Raw genomic sequence first — 7,548 nt, 5'->3', positions numbered from 1 at the left:
TCTTCATTCTTAATTATCATTTCCGTCACCCAATAATATTTTACTATATTAATGCAAAAAAGCCCAGTTCTCACTGGACTTTTTCGACAGTCTGAAAGCCCGGACTGCGATCCGGGCTTTTTGGTTTTTGTCTTTCACTCCGTTTGTCAGAATTTTCTTCCGCCGCCGCCATGGGAACGCCCGCTGCTGCTTCTGTGCGTGCTGCTTCCTCCGCTCCCGCTGCCGGAGCTGCTGCTGATACTGCGCTTGGTAACGGCGGTTCTTATGTAGATGTCACGATTGTCCCTCAACCGGAAAGAATCCCCCACCAGGTAGGTGGCTGGGGTTGTGGTTTTCATGGTCTTGTTCTGGGCAGCCATACCGAGCACCGCAAGTCCGGCCACGATGAATGAAATGAAGAGAAGCCCCGGGATATGATAAGCCGCTTTCTGAAAACCGTGCGACGCGTAATATTCCGCTTTTTTCAGGAAGATTCTTGCGGCCGTATAAAACTGATCGTTACTTAAGGGAAGCTCCATCTCGTCGAGTATATCATCAATGGCCGCATCGGTGAAAGCCGTTATCCCTCTTCCGGTGGTGGAGATCCAGACCTCCCTGATATCCATGTTGATGAGAAGCAGGACGCCGTCGTAATTGGGTCCGTACCCAAACCCGTTGTAGTCGAAAAAGTCATCCGCATAGGCCATGGAGGATTTGCCCAAGGTGTCCTCGGTGGTGACCAACACAACGTCCATCTTCTTTTCCGAAGCTATTTTTTGGGCCCATTTCCTGAGTTCCCGCTCTTCTTCCTCGGTAAAAAGATCCGCATCATCATACACCTTCAGCGAAGTATCAATATCGGCGTAAGCCTGTCGGACTTCCCCGGACAGGGAGTACGACACACGGTCCATCATGGCATTGGCGGCCTCATAGTAATTGCCGTCGAAATAGGGATCCAGTATGGCGTCCAGAACATCGTCCACATCCAAAATCTGGATGGCCTTTCCCCGATAGGTGATCCAGGGCATCCCGCTTTCCATATCCATTAAAAACAGGATGCCATCGGCATTCTTTCCGTAGCCGAATCCGTTTTGGTCATAGAAATCGTCCGCATAATCGATATAGGTTTTGCCACCGGTATCTTCGGTGGTGACCACAACCACATCAAACCGGTGCATTTGGGCTATCTCCCGCGCCCGTTCCATGAGGGCGTTTTCTTCATCCCCGGTTAACAGATCCGCGTAGTCATACACCTTCAGTTCGGTGTCCAGACCAAATGCAGGGAGTGTCCCCAAAAGCAAGGACAGTACGAGCAGGGTTACCACAAACAGCTTTCTCACAGGTAATACACCCCCGAAGCGATGAAAAGGATGGTAAATACCGCGGCCGCGATGCCGCAGAACCATGCAATCGCTCTTTTTATGCTGATGGGAAGCTTTCCCACCACTTTGCCCGTCTGCCCGTTCATGGCAAACAGGTATTTTTTATCCCCATGCTTGTACATCAGCATCCATACCGGCAAAAGGGTGTAATGGGCCTTCCTGCTTTTGATGCGCACTTCCTGATGGGTAACCTGGACCGCATCATAGCCTTTCGCAGTCGTCATCAGCTGCGCGACGGCGTCGTTGGCTACTTTTTCCTTGACGCGCGGCCATACGCCTTCCTTGTCCACGTCGTACTTTTCGGCCAGGTAGCCGGAGAGGTAGGACATGTCAAAATGCACCATCTGGCTATAGTCATAGGGCTCCAGAAGGTCCATGGTCTTATCTTCCATTTTTGACGACCCGTCGGCGGGAATGCCCGCAAAGCTCATGTCCCCATCCCTGTATAGTTCGTAATACTTGGTTTCGGTGTGCTCATAATTTCCCGAGCGCCAGCGCCTGATCTTCTGCGCATTGGCACGCAGGGTTGCCGAAACCGAGCAGTCATACAGCCAGAAGGGCACATACATCCCCGTAATCTTCTCCAACTGCGGCTTGGATTTGAAATCGGGCGGAACGAGGGGCTTTCTTTTGCACCAGTTCAGGAAAGCCTTCTGCGCCGCCTCTTTGCTGATTTTGAACGGAATGACCTGTGATGGACGGTATTCGCCCGACAACCGTGCTGGAATAATGGTGGGATTATGGCAGAATACGCAGAAGGTTGCGGCTGTTGTGGCATCGGTCACGATTTCCGCACCGCAGTCCGGGCATCTGTAGGCCCGCGCGTTCCGGTTGAACTCCTCGTCCACTTGCTCATGGACATATTCCTCTGCGCTTACCTGCTCCGGCTCTTCGGGCTTCTCCAGGTCAGGATTCGTTTCCTTCTGTGAGGCAAGGTACGCCTCAAGTGTCTGTTTATCAAAGGTTCCCAGGCAGAACTTGCATTCCCATCTCTGCCTGTCTGCATCAAAGGTGAGAGATGCCCCGCAATGGGGGCATTTGTACACCACTACCGACATGAAACCACACACCTCTCGGTACCATTCTCAAGGGTCCATGCTTCAGATCATGTCCTGTTCGTTGAACGGATCGCCGCATTCCGGGCAGAACTTCGGCGGATTAGCGGGATCAGCCGGCTGCCAGCCGCATTTATCGCACTTGAAGGTCTTTGCCTGGGTTTCCGGCTTCTTGCTGCCGCACTGGGGACAGAACTTTCCGGTGTTCACCGAACCGCAGGAGCATTTCCATGAGCCGTCGGCCGCCTTGGGCTTACCGCAATTGATGCAGAACTTGCCGCTGTTGCTTGTGCCGCAGGAGCATACCCAGGTTTCCCCACCTGCAGGCTGAGCCTGCTGGGATTGTTGGGCCTGCTGCTGCATTTGCTGCTGCATCTGGAACTGGTTTGTCTGCGATGCGGCACTCATGAATGCCCCGCCGGTCTGCATGGCCATGCCCAGCCCCAGGAAACCTGTCATGGCGCCGGCATTATTGGAAGCCGCAGCCTTAATGCTGTCCGCAATGGTGGTTTGGACATAAGTTTCCCTGAGCTCCGGTTTGGCCATCATGCCGACCTGGTTGTACCTATCGATCAGCTTTCTGGAGTTTTCATCATAGGAAATGCTGTTTATTCCGACCGATTCAATAAGCATGCCCCGCTTTTCGGTCCATGTGTCGTCCAGGACGTCGGCCATGTATTTGGCCAGCTCCATACCCTTGGATGTCACATGGGAAATCCTGATGCCGTCCGCGGACATCTTGTTGATGGATGCCTGAAGGGCCGTGAGGAATTCCGAGAGGTATAGCTTATGTATATCGGTGATTTCAACCCTGTCCCTGTTCTTGGGGATGGCTTCCGCGTAGAACTTCAGAGGATCCACAATGCGGATGGAGAAATATCCGTGGCAACGCAGGAACAATTCGGCGTTGTAGAAGGTATCAAAATAGTTGACAGCGTTGACGGTACCAAAGGGGATGTTCTTGATCTCCTGCAGATTGATGAAGATGACCTTCTGGGCATAAGGCGTCGTTCCTCCGAATTTTATCCTGCCGAAGGTTTCCTTGAGCGCCTCGCCGAACTGCCCGTTGAAAAGGGAGGGAGAGGTCTTGTTATCCACCTTGTAGTACCCCGGCTCGGCGGTGTAGTCTATCACCTTGCCCCCATCGGTCAGTATCATGAACTGGTTGGGATAGACGTGGATGATGGAACCGTCGGTCACAATATTGTCGGTTCCCTTGAGGTTACGGTTGCGCTTATCGGTCCGGACCTTCACACCGGTGGTCATGACGGTTGTATCGCTCATATCTCCCGCCTCAAAGACTTCCAGCCACTGGTCGGCAAGACCGCCCCGCACTGCTTCAAATGCCGCTCTGATAATTCCCATAATCCCATCTCCTTCCCATGGTTTCGGATGCTCGCATCAAAACGAATGACCGGCTGCCTGAACCGGCCGATCATGTCATTGCAAACGATTTACAAATACTGTTACCATTCTACTTCATACCTTTAAGGAAAGTCAATGCCATGTTACTTTGCCCATTATCGGCAAACCGTTCCAGGACGCCATTTGGTCCCATTCAGGGCCTCTGTTTTCTTCAGGCAGCAAAAAAGGCTCTGTTCAAGCAGAGCCTTCCATGATTCATCCTGTTATATGGCCATGCCTGCCCGCAGGGCTTCCATCTCCTGGGGTATCAGGTGATGCTTGCTTTGGGGCAGCACACCGTACAGGGCTTTTTCAAAGCTTTCCGGCGTGATGATGCCGGTCTCCTTTATCAGCTTTCCCATCAGGTAAATGTTTGAGAAAGCCTTGTTGCCTGCATCGGTGGCCATCAGGGTAGCCGGCAGGCCGAAATACCGGATGTCGGTCCTCGTCGGTTCGCGCTTTACCAGTGAACTGTCGGCTATCAGGACCCCGTCCTTTTTCAGATAGCGCTCAAACTTCTCCATGGACGGGTTGTTCATGACAATCAGCGCGGAACATCTGTTGAGCACCGGTGAAGCAATGGGGTCTTCCGAGACCACCACCATGCAGTTGGCCGTTCCGCCGCGCATCTCAGGGCCATAGGACGGGAAGAAGGAGACTTCCCTTCCATCCAGCATCCCTGCATAGGCTATCAGTCTTCCGGCAGACAGGATACCCTGGCCGCCGAAACCTGCGATGATCACTTCATGAAGAAACATGGGTTACACCTCCAGATCCTTTCCCGCATACACACCAAGCGGATAGTATTCCAGCATTTCGTTCTTGATACGGTCAAGGGCTTCCAGAGGCGTCATACCCCAGTTGGTGGGACAGGTGGAGAGCATCTCGACCAGCGAGAATCCCTTTCCTGCTATCTGTACCTTAAAGGCTTTCTTTACGGCCTCTTTTGCCTTTTTGATATGCTTGATGTCGTGGAGCGAAACCCGTTCGATATAGGCCGGGCCGGAAAGCGTGGCAAGCATTTCGCAGACCCTGATGGGAAATCCGTGTTCCTTGGGATCCCGTCCATAAGGCGTGGTGGTGGTCACCTGGCTGAGCAGGGTCGTAGGCGCCATTTGCCCGGAAGTCATGCCATAGATGGTATTGTTGATGAAGATGACGGTGATGTTCTCGCCCCTGGCCGCGGCATGGACGATTTCCGCCGTTCCTATGGCAGCCAGGTCGCCATCACCCTGGTATGTAAACACAATATTATCGGGCAGGCTCCTCTTCACGCCCGTAGCCACCGCCGGGGCTCGTCCGTGGGGAGCCTGGATCATGTCGCAGTTGAAATAGAAATAGTTGTTGTAGGAACATCCCACCGAGGAGATCCCCACAGTCTTTCCTTCAATGCCCAGTTCGTCCAGAGCCTCGGCAACCAGCCTGTGAGCAATGCCGTGGGTGCATCCGGGGCAATAGTGCATGGGTATATCGACCAATGCATGCGGCCTGTCAAAAACAACAGCCATTGCAATCTCTCCTTTCCAAAACCTTCACTTGGGGTCAGTTGGCCCTGATCTCCCTGATCTTGGCCATGATGTCGTCCACCTGAGGAATCATGCCGCCCATTCTTCCTGTAAAGTAAACGGGCTTTCTGCCACCTACCGCCAGCATGACATCCTCAAGCATCTGCCCCGAACTCATCTCTACGGTCAGGAATGCCCTGGGCTTGTCGATAACCTGTTCAAAGGCTTTCGTGGGGAACGGCCACAGGGTAATGGGACGCAAGAGCCCGACCTTGATGCCTTCCTCTTCGGCTACCTTGATAACATTCTTGGCGATGCGCGCCACAGAACCATAGGCAACGATAATGATCTCCGCATCCTCGCAGCGGTAAAGCTCATAGCGCTGTTCTTTCTCGGCAATAACCCTGTACTTCTCCTGCAGTCCCTTGTTCCACTGTTCCAGCACGGCAGGATCCAGATGGATGGAGGTGATGACGTTGTGTTCCCGCTTCATGCCGTGGCCGGTGGTGGCCCATGACTTGTCAGCCTGGACAATGGGCTCCTCGTCGCGGAAGTTGACCACTTCCATCATCTGGCCAAGAATACCGTCTCCGAGAATCATGGCCAGCATCCTGTATGTATCAGCCAAATTAAAAGCGTCAACGGTCAGTTCATACATCTCCTGAACGCTGGAAGGCGCCAGGACGATCATGCGGTAATCGCCATGGCCGCCGCCCTTGGTGGCCTGGAAATAGTCGCTCTGGGATGGCTGAATGCCGCCCAGCCCGGGTCCGCCGCGCATGATATTGACCACGACTGCCGGCAGTTGGGCACCGGAAGCATAAGAAATACCCTCCTGCTTCAGGCTTATCCCTGGGCTGGAGGATGAAGTCATAACGCGCTTGCCCGCCGATGCGGCACCATATACCATATTGATGGCCGCTACTTCGCTTTCGGCCTGGAGGAAAACGCCTCCCACCTTGGGCATCTTCTTGGCCATGTAATGGGCAATCTCTGTCTGAGGTGTGATGGGATAACCGAAATAATGGCGGCATCCCGCACGGATCGCGGCTTCCGCAATAACCTCATTGCCTTTCATCAGAAGTTTTTCTCCCATTCCCGGTTACCTCCTCACTTCTCAACCTTAATCACGCAATCGGGACAAATGGTGGCGCAGAACGCACAGCCAATGCATTTGTCCATCTCCACGACCTCTGCGGGGAAATAGCCATGGGCGTTGATCTTCTCTCTGTTTTCACGGATTATCTGCTTAGGACACACTTGAATGCACAGGCCGCAGCCCTTGCACCGGTCCTCCCTGAATGTTACTCTGGCCATATGTAACTCCTTCTTACCATAGGTCTTTAAATAACTTTTTATATTATAGCACTAATTGATGGAATTTCAAAAGGAAAGGAGCTGTTTTGCGCTTCAGGTTAATAAGAAAGGTGACTGCTCCTTTGGATTTTTTCCGGAATTTTTGCGTTCAACCGTTGATAGTAAAGGATGACTTCTCCCGCCGCCTCTGTCCCTGTCATCGCCAATTCGGCACGTTCCCTGGATATTTCAATTGTCATAAAATGTGCGATAATAATAATCTTCGCTGTTCTTGTTGAACACCTGAGAACATAGAGCTTCACCTGGAAAAGGTTCAATCAATATACTTGATAATGCCCTTCCCAAGCACTTTGCCTCCAAAGTTAAGCTTAAACTCATAATTATTCTTCAGCGTTCCTTTAATCTCTTCAAACTTATCGCCATAAGGCAACTGGATGATTACCTCATGCCATTCACCTTTAGGCAAAACGGGCTTATCGCTTAATACTCTTGATGCTATCAACACACCGTCCATGTTGAAGGAGGGCATCATTCCGGACCAGCCATCTCCCGGCATGGCGCCGCCATTTTCTTCAAACAGGTAAATATCTGCAATAAATTCCAGCAATTCCTTCACCTCATTCATGTTTTTTCTCTATACCCGTTCAAGGACTTCCTGGACGATCCGCATCAATACTGAATGTGCCTCCGCTGTTCAAGTTTCGTCGTAAATCCCTCCCTTATCAGTATATCTTATTTACAGAAAAAGGAAACATTCAAATTGCAATCCGCTGCAGGGCGGGGACATAATCAATAAACTAAAAAACTCTTGCTTAGTGTAAAATTGTTTTAGGTTAAAAAAACAAGAGACCCCTCTTTTTTGGTAAAATATTGATCAACGAAAAACAAACAAAATACCAAGGAGGA

The 7,548-nt window shown here is 51.8% G+C and carries 8 protein-coding genes; all 8 read right to left on the bottom strand.

Annotated features, from left to right (window positions below):
- Positions 1 to 146: 146 nt before the first annotated feature.
- Complete coding sequence (locus tag F3H12_RS12555; protein WP_188118531.1) at positions 147 to 1,319, bottom strand: TPM domain-containing protein; 1,173 nt, start codon at positions 1,317 to 1,319, stop codon at positions 147 to 149.
- The gene (locus tag F3H12_RS12550; RefSeq protein WP_149679664.1) at positions 1,316 to 2,419 is read right to left on the bottom strand and encodes a TFIIB-type zinc ribbon-containing protein; all 1,104 of its coding nucleotides are present in this window, start codon (positions 2,417 to 2,419) and stop codon (positions 1,316 to 1,318) included. Before F3H12_RS12550 ends, F3H12_RS12555 begins: the two co-directional genes overlap by 4 nt.
- Positions 2,420 to 2,461: 42 nt before the next feature.
- Positions 2,462 to 3,781: an SPFH domain-containing protein gene (locus tag F3H12_RS12545; protein ID WP_149679663.1), complete on the bottom strand. Its 1,320-nt coding sequence runs from the start codon at positions 3,779 to 3,781 to the stop codon at positions 2,462 to 2,464.
- 263 nt (positions 3,782 to 4,044) lie between these two features.
- Entirely contained in the window at positions 4,045 to 4,578 is a 534-nt protein-coding gene (locus F3H12_RS12540; RefSeq protein ID WP_149679662.1) for a 2-oxoacid:acceptor oxidoreductase family protein, read from the bottom strand.
- Positions 4,579 to 4,581: 3 nt separating this feature from the next.
- Complete coding sequence (locus F3H12_RS12535) at positions 4,582 to 5,328, bottom strand: thiamine pyrophosphate-dependent enzyme (RefSeq protein WP_149679661.1); 747 nt, start codon at positions 5,326 to 5,328, stop codon at positions 4,582 to 4,584.
- Positions 5,329 to 5,362: 34 nt separating this feature from the next.
- On the bottom strand, positions 5,363 to 6,421 hold the full coding sequence (locus tag F3H12_RS12530) for a 3-methyl-2-oxobutanoate dehydrogenase subunit VorB (RefSeq protein ID WP_149679660.1): 1,059 nt from the start codon (positions 6,419 to 6,421) through the stop codon (positions 5,363 to 5,365).
- A gap of 14 nt (positions 6,422 to 6,435) precedes the next feature.
- Complete coding sequence (locus tag F3H12_RS12525) at positions 6,436 to 6,642, bottom strand: 4Fe-4S binding protein (RefSeq protein WP_149679659.1); 207 nt, start codon at positions 6,640 to 6,642, stop codon at positions 6,436 to 6,438.
- Positions 6,643 to 6,955: 313 nt separating this feature from the next.
- On the bottom strand, positions 6,956 to 7,267 hold the full coding sequence (locus tag F3H12_RS12520) for a hypothetical protein (protein WP_243133288.1): 312 nt from the start codon (positions 7,265 to 7,267) through the stop codon (positions 6,956 to 6,958).
- Between the last annotated feature and the right edge of the window lie 281 nt (positions 7,268 to 7,548).

The sequence above is a fragment of the Thermoclostridium caenicola genome, assembly GCF_900142095.1.
GTDB classification, from domain to species: domain Bacteria; phylum Bacillota; class Clostridia; order DSM-8532; family DSM-8532; genus Thermoclostridium_A; species Thermoclostridium_A caenicola.
The sequence above is the reverse complement of the archived record's forward strand: the minus strand, read 5'-3'. Positions and strand labels throughout refer to the sequence as shown.